Here is a 16,148-nt window from a genome sequence, read left to right as displayed (position 1 = left end):
GTCGCTGCCCGATGCTGTGCGGATGACGACTTCGCATCACGTTTCCTTCGAGGGCCAGGTGGGCCTGGTGACCGGCGCGGCCAGCGGGCTGGGTCTGGCCTATAGCCGACTGCTGGCCCAGCGCGGCGCACAGGTGGTGATGCACGACGTGGGTGCCGGGCTGGACGGCACGGGCCACGACCCGCAGCGGATTGCCCGCACGGTCGCACTGCTGCGTGAGGGCGGGCGGGGCGTGCATGCGGCACACGGCAGCATCGACACCCGCGCCGACTGCCAGGCCCTGGTCGCCGGCATCGTGCAGCGCCACGGCCGGCTGGATTTCATCATCCACAACGCCGGGTGGGTGGACTACCAGCCCATCGAGGCACTGGACGATGACCACTTCGACCGCATGATGACCCTCGCCGCCAAGACACCGCTGTGGCTGGCCGAGGCCGCGTGGCCCTCGATGCAGGCCAACCGCCACGGTCGCGTCGTACTCACCACCTCCGACCGTGCGTTGTACCCGCAGTACGTGCAGAAGGGGCTGGCAGCCTATGCCGCAGCCAAGCTGGCGGCGGTGGGCATCGTCAACGTGCTGGCTGCCGAGGGCGCGCCGCATGGCATCGTGGTCAACGCGGTGTCGCCGGTAGCCAAGACCCGCATGTGGGGCGTGGAAGGCGAGCCGGACGAGCTGCATCCGGATGCGGTGGCGCCGGGCGTGGCATTCCTGGTGTCCCCGGCGTGCGTGGACGGCGGCTGGATCCTGCGGGCCAGTAACGGCCAGTTCCATGCCACGCGCAGCACCGAGGCCGAAGGCGTGGCCTACCCGCGCGATCTGCGCGCGGTGCGTGCCGGCAGCATCGAAGACATCGCCGGGCAGTGGCCGTCCATTGCACCGACGGTGGCGGAATCGCGCTGACGTCCGCGCTGTGGCGAGATTCTTCACCGGTCCATCGAGGGTGACGGCGCGCGCTTCGCACTCCAGCTGTGGATGCGCGACGCGACGCGCTTACAGATAGGCGCGCAGGTGCTGGATCGTGCGGAACACATCGGTGATGGTCTCCAGCGCGTCACCGCGCATCAGGCGTCTGTTGTCCGGGGCGTCGGCACCGCTGGCAAGCAGCACGAACTGGTTGGCGGGGTCCGGCTGGTGGACCAGCCCGTAGAGTGCGCGCCGGTCCAGGTAGCTGTTTTCCGGGGTGCGCGAGGTGCCGCGCTCCGGCACGTTGGCCAGCCGTTCCAGGGTGGGCGGAGTGCGGTCCAGGTAGTCGTAGAACGCCACGACCGGCGCACCGTCGCTGATCTCCAGCACGTAGAGCGCGTGGTAGTGGTCATCCACCTGCATGGACGCAACGTCACCGGCGCGCCAGCGCGTGAGTGATTTCTGCAGGCCCGGGCGTCGCACCGGCATCACCGGTGCGCTTTTGAGCAGGCGGACGATGTCCGGGCTTTTGCGGTAGAAGTGGTCACTCAGTGCCACGGCCTTGTTCAAGGCCTTGATCGCGGCAAGCGCCTTGGCCGTCAACGCAGGGGACTGGATGCCCTGTTGATGCAGGGCGGTGGCCAAGGCCAGCGCAGTGGTGTGGCGGTACAGCGGCGTGGCGACCGTGTCGTCGCTGTCCAGGATGTGGTGCCAGCGCATCAACAGCGCGTCGACGACGCCCTCACCGATGGTCGCCTGGCTGTGCGCGGCAGGATCGGGACCGGAGCGCGCGCGCCGCACGCAGTGCTTCACGTCGCGTTCGATGGCATCCACAAGATCGCCGCCGGCGAGCTGCTGGAGAATGCTGCGATGAGTGATCGACATGAACGGCTCCGGTCCGTGGAAGGCCGGACAGCATAGCCCGCGCGCTGACCGGCGATGCTATGCGGTTCAGCGGTACGCACGTAGCCAATGGAGGGTGCGGAACACGTCGCTGACGGTGTACAGCCCGTCGCGCCGAAGCAGGTGGCGGTTGTCCGGCCCTTCGGCGCCGCTGGCGAGCAGAACGAACTGGTTCGCCGGATCCGGTTGGTGGACCAGGCCGTACAGGGCCAGACGATGCAGGTAGTTGTCCTTCGGATCCGGCGAGGTGCCGCGCGCCGGTAGCGTCGCCAGCACGTCCAGGGTGGGCGCGACAGGGCCGAGGTAGTCATAGAACTCGACCACCGGTGCGCCCTGGTTGGCGCTCAGCACGTAGAAGGCATGGTACTGGCCGTCCACGTGCACCGAGGCGATGTCACCGGCGCGCCATTGGGTGAAGGACTTCTGCATGCCCGGGCGGCGCGCTGGCATCACCGGTTCGCTTTCCAACAGGCTGGCGATCTGCGCGCTCTTGCGGCGGAAGTGATCGCTCAAGGCCCCCGCCTCGCTCAAGGCGCTGATCGCCGCGATGGCCTGGCCGGTCAGCGCGGCGGATGCGAACCCCTGCTGGTGCACTGCGGTGGCCAGCGCCAGTGCGGTGGTGTGGCGGTACAGCGGGGTGGCGATGCTGTCGTCGCTGTCCAGGATGCACTGCCAGCGCAGCATCAGGGTGGCAATGACCTCCGCACCGATCTCGGCCGGATCACGCGCAGCCTTGTCGGGGGAAAGGCGCGCCCACAACGCGCAGCGCTTCACGTCAGATTCGATCGCCTCTACCCGTTCGCCGCCGGCCAAGAGGTTGAGCACGCTGCGGTGGGTGAGGGTCATGGCGGCCGTTCGGTATGCAGGCCGGACAGTTTAACGGGTGCGTTTGACCCAGGCGCGCACCGCCAGCGCCACCAGACCGGCGAAGATCAGCCACGACACCGCATCGAAGATGCCATCGCCGAGCAACGCGCTGACCAGCCCCAGCAGGCTGGCTGCGGCGATCCAGGCCGGGGCGACGAACGGGCTGCGCGGGGCAGGCGAGGGCCGGCTCATTCGGCAACTCCGGTACGTGCAGCGCGTTCGATCTCACTCACGCGCGCTTCGGTGCTGCCGCGCTTGAACCACAGGTACAGGCCGCTGATGAGCACGCCAATGGTGAGCAGGTCCAGCAGCGCCCAAAGGATCTTCAATGGCAGCTTGCCGTAATCACCGAAGTGCAGCGGCTGGCTGAGCAGCAGTACGCTCATGTAGAGCGGCAGCTGCGGCTGCGCGGTGAGCGCGCCGGTCTGCGCGTCGATCAGCACCGGGCGGTAGAGGCGTTCGGTGAGTGCGCTGTTGCCCTGCATGAACACACCATAGTGGTGGTTGCCGCTGTAGCCGGTGCCGGGGAAGCTGACGAACGCCGGGCGCATGCCCGGTTCCGCATCGCGCGCGGTGTCCACCGCCGCCTGCAGCGAGGCCAGCGTGGTGGGGCGTGGCTGGCCGGCGTAGCGTGCGGCGAATTCGCCCAGCTGCTCGCCTTGCCACGCCTGTTCGAGCGGCTTGGCCACGGTGTTGATCGCCCCGGTGATACCCACCACCAGCGCCCAGCCCAGGGTGACGACGCCCAGCACGTTGTGCAGGTCCAACCAGGCCAGACGACGGCTGCGCCCGGTGCGCAGGGTGCCGAACGGCTGCTTGCGCATGAACGGGCCGTAGAGCACCAGGCCGGAGATGATCGCCACGGCGAACAGCAGGCCCATCACGCCCATGAACAGCATGCCGGGCAGGCCCAGGAACAGATCGGTGTGCAGGCGGTACAGGAAGTACATCACCCCTTCGTTGAACTGCGCGGCCGGCAGCACCTCGCCGCTGATCGCATGCAGCAGCGCGGTCTGCATCTGCGGGGGTGGGGTGTCGGCGCGGGCACCGGTGTTGACGTACACGGTAGGCGCGTCCGGGTCCCAGCCGACGAACAGCGGCACGTTGCCCGGGTACTGCGCCAGCGCGGTGCGCACCTGTGCGTCCAGATCGCGCGGGGCGGCATCGGTGGCCGGTGCGTCCACGTGCGGTTCGGCCAGGTGGGCGATCTCTTCGCCGAACACGAGCGGCAGGCCGGTCAGGCACAACAGCAGCAGGAACACGGTGCAGACCAGACTGGTCCACTTGTGCACGAGGAACCAGGCGTTGAGGGTGGATCGTTGCATTCGGCTGGCGCAGGGCTGGCAGGGATGCGGGCGATGGTACGTGATGCGGCCGGAGCGGTCAGCGCCGCGCGCGTGCAGCAGGCGGCGACGGTGCGGCGCTGAACAGGTGCTCAGCCATGAAGTCGATGAACACCCGCAGGCGCGCACTGGGCTGCCGCGTGCCCGGCCACAGCAGTGAGAACTGGCCGGGCTGCCGCGGGTGGTCGGGCAGCAGCGCCTGCAGCCGGCCGTCGGCCAGCGCGTCGGCGGCCAGGAAGTCGGGCATCCACGCCACGCCCAGCCCCCCGATCGCGGCGGCGAGCAGGGCTTCCATGTTGTTGCAGGTCATCACCGTGGCCAGCGCGGCGCCGGCATCGCCATCGTGCCCGGGCAGCAACCACGGCTGCAGCTTGCCAGTGGTGGGGTAGCGGAAGCGCACCGCTGGATGCGTTGCCAGCTGCGCCAGCGTGGTCGGTTCTGCGTGCGCGTGCAGGTGCGCCGGCGCGGCGCACAGCACGAAGTGGAACGGTCCCAGGCGGCGCGCCATCAGGCTGGAGTCGGCCAGTTCACCGCTGCGGATCACCACGTCCAGCCCTTCGCTGACCACATCGACCAGGCGGTCGTTGAAGTCCAGCTCCAGCTGCACGTCCGGGTAGCGTTGCCGGAACAGCGGCAACAGCGGCAGCAGGAAGCGGTAGCCGATGGTGGGCAGGCCCACCCGCAGCAGACCGCGGGGCGACTGCTGGCGCTGGGCCAGGTCGGCTTGCACATCGGACAGCTCATCCAACGCGCGTCGGCAGCGCTGCAGCAGCAGCTCGCCTTCTTCGGTGAGGTGCACCCGCCGCGTGGTGCGCTGGAACAGGCGCACGCCCAGCTGCTGCTCCAGGCGTGCAATGCGCTTGCCCACCGTGGAAGGCGACAGCCCGAGGCTGCGGGCAGCGCCGACGAAGCTGGCGGTTTCGGCGGTGCGGACGAAGGCGAGCAGGGCGGTCAGCGAATCCATGGGGCGATGATTGCGGAACAAACGTCCGTAATCAAATGCCATCGCGGGCGTTTTTGCTGGATAGACGCCGCTGTATCGTCAATTTCCCTTGGTGTCTGGATCCCCCATGTCTGTGTTGTCCTGTGATGAGCTGCGCCGCGATCCGCGCTGGGGCGTGCTGGCGGTATGCCTGGTGGCGCTCGCGCTGCCGTTGTCCTTCTCGGCCGGTGCGGTGGCGGTGCCAGCGCTGGCCGGCCGGTTCCAGGGCGCGCCGAGCGCGCTGGCGTGGGTCACCAACGCCTTCATGCTCAGTTTCGGCAGCCTGTTGCTGGCCGCCGGGGGACTGGCCGACCGGTTCGGTCGTCGCCGGCTGTTCCTGTGCGGCAGCGCGGGCTTCGTGCTGGCAACGTTGGCGGTGTGCCTGGCCGCGGACCTGCGCGCGCTGGACCTGGCGCGCGGCCTGCAGGGTGTGGCTGCCGCCGCCGCATTGGCGTCGGGCAGTGCGGCGTTGGCGCAGCGTTTCCAAGGCCATGCGCGTACGCGGGTGTTCGCGCTGATGGGCACGATGTTCGGGGTGGGGCTGGCGCTGGGGCCGCTGCTGGCCGGCCTGCTGCTGCAGACGCTGGGCTGGCGCGCGGTGTTTGCCAGTGGTGGGGTGCTGGCGCTGGCAGGCTGGGCGCTGGCCTTGCGCCACCTGGACGAAAGCCGCGGCCCGCCGGCGCGTCTGGACGTGGCTGGCATGCTGTGCTTCAGCCTGATGCTGGCCGCGCTGACGGTGATGCTGCTGGTACTGGCCGAACACGGCGCGGGGTCGCCGCAGGTGATCGGCGCGGCGCTGGCCACGCTGCTGTTGCTGGTGCTGTTCGTGCGGGTGGAAGCGCGGGCGCGGCCGCCGCTGCTGGATCTGTCGCTGTTCGCGCAGCGCCGTTTCCTCGGCGTGCAGTTGCTGCCGGTGGCCACCTGCCTGGGGTACGTGGTGCTGCTGGTGGTGCTGCCACTCCACCTGCTCGGGGTGCAGGGGCAGTCGCCGACCCGGGTGGGCCTGCAGATGCTGGCGTTGTCGGCACCGATGCTGGTGCTGCCGATGCTGGCAGCCCGCTGGTCGCGGCAGGTGGGGGCGGCGCGGTTGTGTGTGGTGGGGCTGCTGGTCTGTGCGGCGGGCTTGTACTTGCTGTCCCGCCAGGTGCTGCACGCACCGCCCGCGCAGTGGTGGCCGGCATTGCTCCTGATCGGCGCGGGCACGGCGCTGCCGTGGGGGCTGATGGACGGGTTGTCGGTGAGCGTGGTGCCGGTGCAGCGCGCCGGCATGGCGGCGGGGATCTTCGGCACGGTGCGGGTGGCCGGCGAGGGCATTGCGCTGGCTGCGGTCACCGCGTTGCTGGCGATGCTGGTGGCGCAGCGGTTGGGTGTGGACGGCCGCTTGCCGGCCGCCACGCTTTCGCGGGCCGGTGCCTACCTGGCCACCGGGTCGTTGACCCAGGCCACCGCGCTGCTGCCGGGCCTGCCGCCGCAGGTGCTGCAGCAGGCCAGCAGCGAGGCGCTGGTGGCACTGCTGCGCGGGCTGGCCGTGCTCACCGCCGCCAGCGCGCTGCTGGTGCATGCGCTGCTGGGGCGGTCGCCGGCACCGGCGGCGGTCAGAACCGGTAGCTGATCGTGCCGGTGACCGTGCGCGGGTTGCCGGTGAAGCAGTCGCCGAAATTGCGGCACGGCGCGAAGTACTTCTTGTCGGTGAGGTTGGTGATGTTCAGCGCCATAGTCCAGTCGGTAACCTGCACTTCGAACAGGCCGTCGATCAGCGTGTAGCTCGGCGTGCGGATGAAACCGCCGTAGCCGAGCGACTGGGTGTTGCCGACATAGCGGCCACCCACGCCCACGCGCAGGCGCGCGTCGGCATCGAGCTGGACGCCCTTGGAGATCCACAGCGAGGTCAGCTCCTGCGGGGTGTCGTTGAGGCGCTGGTCCACTTCCATGGCGAAGTTGCTCTTGGTGACTTCGGCCTTGTTGCGCGCGTAGGCGGCGGTGACGGTGAGGTCGTTGGCGAAGGAAAACTGGCCTTCCAGCTCGACGCCCTTGGACTGGATTTCACCGGTCTGGATGACGTTGAGCACGTTGTCCGGATCGTTGGTCTGCCGGTTGGTTTCGGTGATGCGGTAGACCGAGGCGGTGACCAGCATGGTGCGCGCCGGCTGCCACTTCACGCCGGCTTCGGTCTGGTGGCCCTGCATCGGCTTGAACGCGCGGCCGTACAGGTCCTGGCCGTTGACCGGCAGGAACGACTCGCTGTAGCTGATATACGGCGAGACGCCCGCGCCGATGTCGCCGATCAGGCCGGCGCGGTAGGTGGTGGCGTTGTCGGTCTGGCTGGGCAGGCCTTCGGTCTTGCTGCGCGCATGGTCACGGCGCGCGCCGAGCACCAGCGAGACGCGGTCGGCCCAACGGATCTGGTCCTGCACGTAGACGCCCAGTTGGGTGGTGCGCTGGTTGGGCAGGCGGTTCCAGCCGTTGATGGTGACGCCGGTGGAAACCGGTGCGTAGATGTCGATCGGCGTGGGCGTGGCATCCAGGCTCAGCGATTCTTCGCGGTAGTCGGTGTAGTCCACGCCAGCCAGCAGCAGGTGCTGGAACGCGCCGGTGGCCACGTCGAACTGCAGCGCGGTGTCGCTGGTCAGCACGCGCACGTCCGGGCGCACGCCGTAGGCGTTGCGGTTGACCACGCGCTTGTCGGCATCGATGAACGGGTCGGTCGGGTTGGTGTAGGTGTCCGGGTACAGCTCGCGGAACTCGGTCTTGCCGTCCAGGTAGCGCACCGAGGAGCGCAGGCTGACGGTGTCGCTGAAGGCGTGGTCGAACAGCGCGGTGAGGCTGTACACGCGCGAATCGAGCATGTCGAAGTCGTGGTCGCCGAGGAAGGTCGACGGGTCCAGGCGCGGCCGACCGGCCGGTGCGTTCAAGGTGGCCACCACCGGCAGGAACTGCTGGCTGGAGGCGGTCTTGTCGTGCTGGTAGCTGGCCAGCAGGGTGAGGTTGCTGCGCTCGCCGCGCCAGCTGATGGAGGGGGCGATGTACAGACGGTCGTCGTCGACGCCGTCGGTCTGCATGCCCGCATTGCGGACCAGGCCGACCACGCGGCCGGCCACGGTGCCGGTGTCGTTGAGGCTGCCGCCGATGTCGCCCTGGAACTGCTTGCGGTCGAAGTTGCCCAGCTGCACGCCCAGTTCGCCGCCGATGTCGGTGAAGGTGGGGCGCTTGGTCATGGCGTTGATGATGCCGCCGGTGGCGCCGGCGCCGTACAGCACCGACGACGGGCCGCGCAGCACTTCCACCCGCTCCAGGCCATACACCTCGGTGCGTGCCATCGGGTTGAAGCCGTAGCTGCGGCGCAGGCCGTCCAGGTACTGCACCGGGTCCAGGCCGCGCACGGTGCTGCCGTCGCTGCGGGTATCCAGGCCGTAGGCGTCGGCGGTGACGCCGGCGCTGTAGCGCAGGGTTTCCTGCAGGTTGTGCGCGCCGCGGTCGCTGAACAGCTCGCGCGTCACCACGCTGATCGCCTGCGGGGTCTGGGTGAGCGGGGTGTCGGTCTTGGTGGCGGTGCTGGCGCGCTCGGCCACCACGGTCACCGCATCCAGGGTACGTGCAGCGCTGTTGTCCTGGGCCTGGGCGATGGCCGAAGCCAGCAGGGTGGGGGTGGCCAGCGACAACAGCAGCAGGGTGCGGGAACGGGGCAGGGCAGGCATCGGGGCGGTCCGGGCAGGCAGGTGGCGACGGATTATCCGGATGGCCTATTGCGAATACAAATGATTCTCAAACTGAACGGATTGGGCCCCTTCAGTGGAGGGCGTCGGCCACGCAGCGGATGCTCAGCCAGGCACCGCCGTCCGGGCTGGCGTCGGTGCGCAGGCGGAACCCGTGCAGGCCGACGATCGCTGCCACGATCGACAGGCCCAGCCCGAAGCCTTCGCCATGCCCGGCCTCGGCGCCGCCGCGGAAGAAGCGCTGGTAGACCAGGGCGCGGTCCTGCGGGGCGATGCCCGGGCCGTTGTCGATGACATCGATGCGGGTGGCGCCGCCGTCGTCCACCGCCCGCAGCAGGATGCGGCCATGTTCGGGGGTGAAGCGCAGCGCGTTGGACAGCAGGTTGGCCAGTGCTTCGAACAGCAGCTCGCGGTCGCCGCTGACCGGCGCCAGCGACGGCGCGATCTCCAGCGCCAGCACCTGCTGCTTTTCTTCGGCCAGCGGCAGGTAGAACTGATGCACTTCCTGCAGCAGGTCGGCCACGTCGATATCGACGAATGCCGAGCGGCGTTGGTGGCTTTCCAGTTCCGACACGCGCAGCAGAGCGGCGAAGCGTGCCATCAGCAGGTCGGTCTCGAGCAGCGCCTTGTCGATCTGGCTTGCGTGCGGGTCGTGCTCGTCCAGCGCTACCCGGGTGCGGTAGAGGTGGGCGCGAAGTCGGGTAAGCGGCGTGCGCAGGTCGTGCGCGATGCTGTCGCACACCCCTTTGACCTCGGTCATCAGCTGTTCGATGCGCTCGAGCATGGCGTTGACGATGCTGGACAGGCGGTCGATCTCGTCGCGCCGGTCCGACACGGGCAGGCGCTGCCCCAGATCACCGGCGACGATGCGATTGGTGGCCGCCTCGATCTGCTGGATGCGCTTCAACGGACGCCGTCGCAGGATGTGCCAGCCGGCCAGCCCGGGAATGACGGTCAGCGACACGCCCCACAGCAGGGCGTCGAGGATGATGCTGTTGACCGCGGTGAGCTTGCCGTTCTGGCGGACGAACACCAGCACCCGGCCGTCGTGGGTGGCCACGCCGAGCGCACTGCCCGGTTCATCGCGCTTGCCGGTGGCCAGTACCCAGCCATCCACCGGATGCGAGCGGCCGTCGACCGGCAGCCCGGCCGGCACCGCCACCAACGGACCCGCCAGCGGTTGCCCGGCGGCCGTGAACAGGCCGTAGGCGTACACCTGGTGCAGGTCGTAGCGGAGGCTGTCGCGCAGGGCGTCATCCAGCGCCGCGCCTTCGAAGGTCATGAACAGGTGCGCGCGCTGCTGCAGGCCCGATTCGGACAGGTCGCTGAGATAGTCGGAGATGCGCCAGTACATCACCCCGAGCAGCATGCTCGACCAGGCCACGAACAGGATGCAGTACAGGCCCAGCAGGCGGCTGCTGGACGAGCGCCATTGCTCAGGGGTGTGGGTCGAGGACATAGCCGGTTCCGCGGACGGTCTTGATCGGCTGCTCGCGGCCGGGGTGTTCGATGCGCTTGCGCACGCGCCCGATGTGCACGTCGATCAGGTTGGTGCCAGGGTCGAAGTGGTAGCCCCACACTTCCTGGAACAGCATGCTGCGGGTGACCACCTGGCCCGCGTTTCGGACCAGGAATTCCAGCAGTTTGAATTCGGTGGGCAGCAGCGCGATCTCCTGCCCGGCGCGGCGCACCGAGCGGGTCATCAGGTCCAGTTCCAGATCGCCGGCGCGCAGGACGTTGTCGGCGACGCTGGCCTGGCCATGGCGGCGGATCAGCACTTCCACGCGCGCCGACATTTCATCGGAGGCGAACGGCTTGGTCAGGTAGTCGTCGCCGCCGGCGCGCAGCCCGCGCACGCGTTCGTCCACGTCGGACAACGCGCTGATCATCAGTACCGGGGTGGTGATGCCGTCGCGCCGCAAGGCGGTGACCAGGGCCAGGCCGTCGATGCCGGGCAACATGCGGTCCAGGGTGATCACCGCGTAGTCGCCGCGCCGCGCCATTGCCAAGCCGGTGTCGCCGTCGGCCACCAGGTCCACCTCGAAGCCGTGGCTGCGCAGTTCGGTGGCGATTTCCTCGGCGGTGACAAGGTCGTCCTCGATGGTGAGTACGCGCGGCATGGGCCACTTTGAAGGCGGGGTCCCGTGCATCGTCGCAACCAGGCGCAGCCAGGGCAAATGAAAAATGTTTCATGCGTTCTTCGCTGGATCGCGCCGCTGCGTCTTCTATATTCGGCCCCGTGGAACCCCGCTGCGGCCCTGGCCGCGCGCGTCCACACAGGACGTCTGCCTTGGGTATCGACGTCTCCGGGCCGTGCGCCGTTCCTTTGGCGGCACGCCCAGCGCTTCCCCCACGCCTGGAACCCCGCAACCGATGACCCCCACGTATTCCTCCTTCCCGGCCCGTGCCCGGCCGTCGCCCCTGGCCTGGCGCGCGCCCTGGCTCGCCTTGGGCATGGCCACCCTGCTGGCGGCCTGCGGCAAGGACGCGCCCAAGGCGGCACCGGCCGCGCCGGAGGTGAGCGTGCTGACCCTGCAGGCCCAGCCGCTGGCACTGGAGCAGGAGCTGCCGGGGCGCACCGTGGCCTCGCAGGAATCGGAAGTGCGCCCACAGGTGGACGGGGTACTGGTGGCGCGGTTGTTCGAGCAGGGCCAGATGGTGCGGGCCGGGCAACCGTTGTTCCAGATCGAACCGGCGCTGTACCAGGCCGCGCTGAACGAGGCGCAGGCCAACCTGAAGACCGCCGAGGCCACGGCGGTGGCCGCGCGCCTGCGCGCGCAGCGGCTGCAGGCGCTGGGCAAGGACCAGCTGGCCGCGCGCCAGGACGTGGACGACGCCATTGCCAGTGGTCAGCAGGCGGCCGCGGCCGTGCAGGCCGCGCAGGCCGCCCGCGATACCGCACGCACCCGGCTGGGCTTTGCCACGGTTACCGCGCCGATCGCCGGCCGCATCGGCCGCGCGCTGTTCACCCCGGGCGCGCTGGTCACCTCCGGCCAGGCCGAACCGCTGGCGCGGATCCAGCAGGTGGACCCGATGAACGTGGACATCACCCAGTCCAGCAACGAATACCTGGCGCTGCGCCGGGCGATCGCCGAGGGCGGCGTGCAGGCCAGTACTGCGCCGGTGCGGCTGCGCCTGTCCGACGGCACCGAGTACCCGCTGCCGGGCACGCTGGAATTTGCCGACATCGATGTCGAACAGGCCACCGGCAGCATCACCCTGCGCGCGCAGTTCCCCAATCCGGACGGGCAGCTGCTGCCGGGCATGTACGTACGCGGCCAGGTGGGCCAGGGCATCCGCCAGCAGGCGCTGCTGGTGCCGCAGGCGGCGGTGGATCGCAGCCCCAAGGGCGAGGCGCAGGCGTGGGTGGTGGACGCCGACGGCAAGGCGCGGTTGCGCGTGTTCCGCACCGCCCGCGCGGTGGGCAACCAATGGCTGGTGCTGGATGGCATCGCGGCCGGCGAACGGGTGGTGGTGGCCGGCGCACAGGGCCTGGCCGACGGCATGCCGGTGCGGGTGAAGCCTGCCGCCGCCCCCGCCGGGAAGGGCTGAGCGCATGCTGCCGCGTTTCTTCATCCATCGCCCGGTGTTCGCCTGGGTGCTGGCGATCTGCATCATGGCGCTGGGCGCGATTGCGGTGACCCAGCTGCCGGTGGAGCAGTACCCGGACATCGCCCCACCGCAGGTCAACATCACCGCCAACTACACCGGTGCCTCGGCGCAGACCGTGGAAGACAGCGTCACCCAGGTGATCGAACAGCAGATCAAAGGCATCGACCACCTGCTGTATTTCTCCTCCACCAGTTCGTCTTCGGGCCAGGCGCGGATCACGGTCACCTTCGACCAGCGCGCCAACCCGGACATCGCCCAGGTGCAGGTGCAGAACAGCGTCAACCAGGCCATCAACCGGCTGCCGCAGGAAGTGCAGCAGCAGGGCGTGACCGTGGCCAAGTCGCAGGGCGATGCGTTGATGGTGGTGTCGCTGTACGACACCAGCCGGCGCATGGAGCGCGTGGATGTATCCGACTTCCTGGTCAGCAACGTACAGGACCCGATCAGCCGCATTCCGGGCGTGGGCGAGATCAATGTGTTCGGTGCGCAGTACGCCATGCGCATCTGGCTGGACCCGCACAAGCTGCGTGCCTTCAATTTGATGCCCGCCGATGTGCGCAGCGCCATCGAAGCGCAGAACACGCAGGTGACTGCCGGTGAACTCGGCGCGTTGCCGGCCGCGCCCACGCAGAGCCTCACGGCCACGGTCACCGCGCAGTCGCGGTTGCAGACCCCCGAACAGTTCCGCACGATCATCCTGCGCACGCTGCCCAGTGGTGCGGCGGTGCACCTGGCCGATGTGGCACGGGTGGAGATCGGCGCGGAGAATTACCAGACCAGCAGCTACCTCAACGGCTACCCGGCGGCGGGTTTTTCGGTAACGCTGGCCTCCGGCGCGAACGCGCTGGAAACCGCCGACGCGGTACGCGCCACCATCGAGAAACTGCGCCCGGGCTTCCCGCCTGGCGTGCAGGTGGCGTACCCGCGTGACAGCACGCCGTTCGTGCGGGTCTCCATCGAAGGGGTGATCCACACGCTCATCGAGGCCATCGTGCTGGTGGTGATCGTGATGTTCCTGTTCCTGCAGAACGTGCGCGCCACGCTGATCCCGGCGATCACCGTGCCGGTGGTGCTGCTGGGCACGTTCGGGGTGCTGGCGGTGGCCGGGTTCACCATCAACACGCTCACCCTGTTTGCGATGGTGCTGGCGATCGGGTTGCTGGTGGACGATGCCATCGTGGTGGTGGAGAACGTGGAACGCATCATCCACGAGGAACACCTGCCGCCGCGCGAAGCCACCGAAAAATCCATGGGCGAGATCACCGGCGCGCTGGTCGGCATCACCGTGGTGCTGGGCGCGGTGTTCCTGCCGATGGCGTTGTTCGGCGGTTCCACCGGCATCATCTACCGGCAGTTCTCGATCACCATTGCTTCGGCGATGGCGCTGTCGGCGCTGGTCGCGCTGACCTTGACGCCGGCGCTGTGCGCCACGCTGCTCAAACCCTCCGCCGCGCAGAAACCCCCTGGCCGTTTCTTTGCCTGGTTCAACCGCGGCGTGGAGCGCAGCCAGGACGGTTACCGGCGGCGGCTGGGCGGCGTGGTGGCCGCGCCCAAGCGCTGGATGGCGTTCTACCTGCTGGTGATCGTGGCCATGGTGGCCCTGTATGCCCGCATGCCCACCGGCTTCCTGCCGGTGGAAGACCAGGGGCAGGTGATGTTCCAGTTTTCCACCCCGGAAGGCACGCCGATGGCGCGCACCGAGGCGCTGGGCGCGCAGATCAGCCAGTACTTCCTGCAGAACGAACAGCAGAACCTGGAGGCCGCGTTCGTGGTGGTGGGGCGCAACAACGCCGGCACCGGGCAGAACGCCGGGCAGGGCTTCCTGGCGCTCAAGCCCTGGGGCGAGCGGGATGGTGACAACACCGCCGCGGCGATCATCGCGCGCGCCAACGCGCATTTCCGCGGGCTGGCCGATGCCAAGGTCAACGTGCTGGCGCCGCCGGCGGTGCGCGGGCTGGGCCAGTCCAGCGGCTTTGAACTGTGGCTGCAGGACAGCAGCGCGTCCGGACGCGCTGCGCTGCAGGCGGCGCAGCAGCGGGTGGTGGGCGCGGCCAACCAGGACGACGGGCTCAGCTCGGTGCGCTTGAACGGGCTGGGCGACAAGGCCGAACTGCACCTGGACATCGACCATGCCCAGGCCAGTGCGTTGGGGCTGGCGCAGGCCGACATCAACAGCACCCTGGCGGCGGCCTGGGGCGGTACCTACGTCAACGACTTCCTCGACCGGGGCCGGGTCAAGCGCGTCTACCTGCAGGGCGACCAGCCCTACCGCAGCGTGCCCGACGACATCGGCCAGTGGTACGTGCGCGGCAGCGACGGGCAGATGGCCTCCTTCGCCAGTTTCGCCAGCAGCCACTGGGCACGCGGCCCGCAACTGCAGCAGCGCTTCAACGGCCTGCCGGCGAGGGAGATCCAGGGTAGCGCTGCCGAAGGACGCAGTTCCGGCGAGGCGATGCAGCGCATGCAGGCGCTGGTGGCCGCCGAGCCCGGCTTCGAACTGCAATGGAGCGGGCTGTCGTACCAGGAGCAGCTGTCGAGCAACCAGACGCTGTGGCTGTATGCGGCGTCGATCGCCTTCATCTTCCTGTGCCTGGCCGCGCTCTACGAGAGCTGGACGGTGCCGGTGGCCGTGCTGCTGGTGATTCCGTTGGGCGTGCTGGGCACCGTGCTGGCCACCACGGCGGCCGGGTTCGTCAATGACATCTACTTCCAGGTGGGCCTGCTCACCACCATCGGGTTGTCGGCCAAGAACGCCATTCTGATCGTGGAGTTTGCCGAAGCCCGGTACCGTGCCGGCAGTTCGGCGGTGGACGCGGCGCTGCAGGGCGCGCGCCTGCGCCTGCGCCCGATCGTGATGACCTCGCTGGCCTTCATCGCCGGCGTCATCCCGCTGGCCCTGGCCACCGGCGCGGGCGCGGTCAGCCGCCGCGAGATCGGCATGAGCGTGATCGGCGGTATGCTGTCGGGCACGCTGTTGGCGATCGTGCTGGTGCCGCTGTTCTTCGTGCTGGTGCGGCGGCTGGGCAGGGCCGCGCCGGCGGTGTGATCGGCGCAGCGTGGCCGTCACATGACTGTCGTGCGGACCTCACCCGGCGTATGCCGGGGCGCCGGTAACGTGACACGTCCCCGTCCCCCACGGAGACACGCCATGTGGTTGCTTGACCGACTCTGGCCCGCACGCCCGGCCCGCGAGGCCGTGACGCCCCCGCCGTTGCCCGATGCCGCGCAGCGCAGGCTGCTGCTCAAGCGGCCTGCACGCGCGGGACGCACCTCGATGGCACCCTGGCAGAAGGTCGCCGCGCCGACGCGGCGGCGCAGTCACTGAGCCGGCTGCCGGTCCGAGGGGTGATTGACCCCGTCGCTGACCGGCACCTCGCCCAGCGCATACGGATTGATGCCGTCCAGGCAGCCCAGGTTGTAGCCGTATTCGTCCGGCGATGAGCGCCGCTGGTGGTGGGTGTAGATGCCGCAGGTGCCACAGAACCAGTGTTTGGCCACGTGCGTGTTGAACTGGTACAGCCGAAGCGCGTGCTCGCCCTCGATGACCTCCAGGTCGTCCAGCTTCACCGACCCCACGATCGCGCCCTTGCGCCGGCACAGCGAGCAGTCGCACCGGCGCGGCGACAGCACGCCGTCGGGCAGGTGCAGGCGCAGGACCACCGCGCCGCAATGGCAGCGGGCCAGGTGGTGGCGCTGGATCGGCACCCCGCCGATGGAATGAAGACCGGGCATTGCAAGCGCCTCCTGTGCGCATGGGGACGCCGCCAGTATGCCGCCGGCCCAAGCTGAACAGGCGGACATGTTCCCCACACCGCGGTTGTGGC

At 69.2% G+C, this 16,148-nt stretch carries 13 protein-coding genes; 4 read left to right on the top strand and 9 right to left on the bottom strand.

Annotated features, from left to right (window positions below):
- The first annotated feature begins 22 nt into the window (after nt 1-22).
- Entirely contained in the window at nt 23-901 is an 879-nt protein-coding gene (locus ABIA71_RS18560; protein WP_354287189.1) for an SDR family NAD(P)-dependent oxidoreductase, read from the top strand.
- Nucleotides 902-991: 90 nt separating this feature from the next.
- On the opposite strand, the gene ABIA71_RS18555 is transcribed toward ABIA71_RS18560, so the two are convergent.
- From ABIA71_RS18555 to ABIA71_RS18535, 5 genes are all read right to left on the bottom strand, one after another.
- On the bottom strand, nt 992-1,789 hold the full coding sequence (locus tag ABIA71_RS18555; protein WP_354287187.1) for a hypothetical protein: 798 nt from the start codon (nt 1,787-1,789) through the stop codon (nt 992-994).
- Nucleotides 1,790-1,855: 66 nt separating this feature from the next.
- On the bottom strand, nt 1,856-2,653 hold the full coding sequence (locus ABIA71_RS18550) for a hypothetical protein (RefSeq protein ID WP_354287185.1): 798 nt from the start codon (nt 2,651-2,653) through the stop codon (nt 1,856-1,858).
- Between the two features lie 30 nt (nt 2,654-2,683).
- On the bottom strand, nt 2,684-2,866 hold the full coding sequence (locus ABIA71_RS18545; protein ID WP_354287183.1) for a hypothetical protein: 183 nt from the start codon (nt 2,864-2,866) through the stop codon (nt 2,684-2,686).
- Nucleotides 2,863-3,999 carry a PepSY-associated TM helix domain-containing protein gene (locus ABIA71_RS18540; protein WP_354287181.1) on the bottom strand — a complete coding sequence of 379 codons (1,137 nt, stop codon included), beginning with the start codon at nt 3,997-3,999 and terminating at the stop codon, nt 2,863-2,865. The genes ABIA71_RS18545 and ABIA71_RS18540 overlap by 4 nt, the downstream gene beginning before the upstream one ends.
- A gap of 58 nt (nt 4,000-4,057) precedes the next feature.
- A complete protein-coding gene (locus tag ABIA71_RS18535; protein ID WP_354287179.1) occupies nt 4,058-4,981 on the bottom strand; it encodes a LysR family transcriptional regulator in 924 nt (307 codons plus the stop codon).
- 106 nt (nt 4,982-5,087) lie between these two features.
- On the opposite strand from ABIA71_RS18535, the gene ABIA71_RS18530 reads away from it, so the two are divergent.
- Nucleotides 5,088-6,611: an MFS transporter gene (locus tag ABIA71_RS18530; protein WP_354287177.1), complete on the top strand. Its 1,524-nt coding sequence runs from the start codon at nt 5,088-5,090 to the stop codon at nt 6,609-6,611.
- Here ABIA71_RS18530 and ABIA71_RS18525 read toward each other — a convergent pair.
- From ABIA71_RS18525 to ABIA71_RS18515, 3 genes are all read right to left on the bottom strand, one after another.
- Nucleotides 6,595-8,694, bottom strand: a complete 2,100-nt coding sequence (locus ABIA71_RS18525) for a TonB-dependent siderophore receptor (RefSeq protein WP_354287175.1) — start codon at nt 8,692-8,694, stop codon at nt 6,595-6,597. The two genes, ABIA71_RS18530 and ABIA71_RS18525, sit on opposite strands and share 17 nt — an antisense overlap.
- 91 nt (nt 8,695-8,785) lie before the next feature.
- Nucleotides 8,786-10,171: a sensor histidine kinase gene (locus tag ABIA71_RS18520; RefSeq protein WP_354287173.1), complete on the bottom strand. Its 1,386-nt coding sequence runs from the start codon at nt 10,169-10,171 to the stop codon at nt 8,786-8,788.
- Nucleotides 10,149-10,832 (bottom strand): response regulator transcription factor, encoded by a 684-nt coding sequence (locus ABIA71_RS18515; RefSeq protein WP_354287172.1) that lies wholly within the window; start codon nt 10,830-10,832, stop codon nt 10,149-10,151. Before ABIA71_RS18515 ends, ABIA71_RS18520 begins: the two co-directional genes overlap by 23 nt.
- Before the next feature lie 253 nt (nt 10,833-11,085).
- On the opposite strand from ABIA71_RS18515, the gene ABIA71_RS18510 reads away from it, so the two are divergent.
- On the top strand, nt 11,086-12,264 hold the full coding sequence (locus ABIA71_RS18510) for an efflux RND transporter periplasmic adaptor subunit (RefSeq protein WP_502961281.1): 1,179 nt from the start codon (nt 11,086-11,088) through the stop codon (nt 12,262-12,264).
- 4 nt (nt 12,265-12,268) lie between these two features.
- Nucleotides 12,269-15,370: an efflux RND transporter permease subunit gene (locus ABIA71_RS18505; protein ID WP_354287170.1), complete on the top strand. Its 3,102-nt coding sequence runs from the start codon at nt 12,269-12,271 to the stop codon at nt 15,368-15,370.
- Between the two features lie 272 nt (nt 15,371-15,642).
- On the opposite strand, the gene ABIA71_RS18500 is transcribed toward ABIA71_RS18505, so the two are convergent.
- On the bottom strand, nt 15,643-16,056 hold the full coding sequence (locus tag ABIA71_RS18500) for a GFA family protein (RefSeq protein WP_354287168.1): 414 nt from the start codon (nt 16,054-16,056) through the stop codon (nt 15,643-15,645).
- Between the last annotated feature and the right edge of the window lie 92 nt (nt 16,057-16,148).

Source organism: Stenotrophomonas sp. 2619 (assembly GCF_040548725.1).
In the GTDB taxonomy this organism is placed as follows: Bacteria; Pseudomonadota; Gammaproteobacteria; order Xanthomonadales; family Xanthomonadaceae; genus Stenotrophomonas; species Stenotrophomonas maltophilia_AP.
This window is presented reverse-complemented; position numbering and strand designations above follow the sequence as displayed.